This is a genomic window from Antiquaquibacter metalliresistens, from assembly GCF_029211225.1.
Classification (GTDB): domain Bacteria; phylum Actinomycetota; class Actinomycetes; order Actinomycetales; family Microbacteriaceae; genus Rhodoglobus; species Rhodoglobus metalliresistens.
Map to the genome: position 1 here is coordinate 1 of NZ_JARGEM010000029.1, position 566 is coordinate 566.

General features: G+C 50.4%; 1 protein-coding gene. It reads right to left on the bottom strand.

The genetic code is table 11. The annotated features are described in order from the left end of the window. On the bottom strand, positions 1-482 hold a 482-nt coding region (locus PYV02_RS15325), incomplete at its 3' end, for a SprB repeat-containing protein (RefSeq protein WP_275759946.1). Between the last annotated feature and the right edge of the window lie 84 nt (positions 483-566).

Below are 566 nucleotides of genomic sequence, written 5' to 3' on the forward strand. Positions count from 1 at the left end.
GTTGCAGATGCAGTTAACACCAGTGGCTGTGTAATAGTGGTATTCACGGTCTTGATACATCCCAGGGCATCTGTTACTGTAGCTGTATAGGTACCTGCAGGCAGGTTGGTTGCTGTCGCCGTCGTCTGTACCGGGCTGCTGTTCCAGCTATAGGTATATGGAGCAGTACCGCCTGTTGGTACTACTGTAGCCGTACCATTGCTGCCGCCATTACAATTTACACTGGTATTAGTCGCTGTTGCATTCAGCACCGTTGGTTGGGTAACAGTGGCAGTTGTGGTGGCCACGCAGTTTTTCGCATCGGTGATCGTAACAGTATAAGTACCGGCAGGCAAATTATTAGCCGTAGACGTAGTTTGTACCGGAGCACTGTTCCAGTTATAAGCATAAGGTGTAGTACCACCGCCAACTGTTGCTGTAGCGGTACCATTATTGCCACCGAAGCAGCTCACATTGGTATTTGTTGCTGATACAGTCAGCACAGCAGGTTGTGTCACCGTTGCTGAAGCGGTCGTAGTACAACCCTTGGCATCGGTAACGGTAGCCGTGTACGTACCAGCAGACAG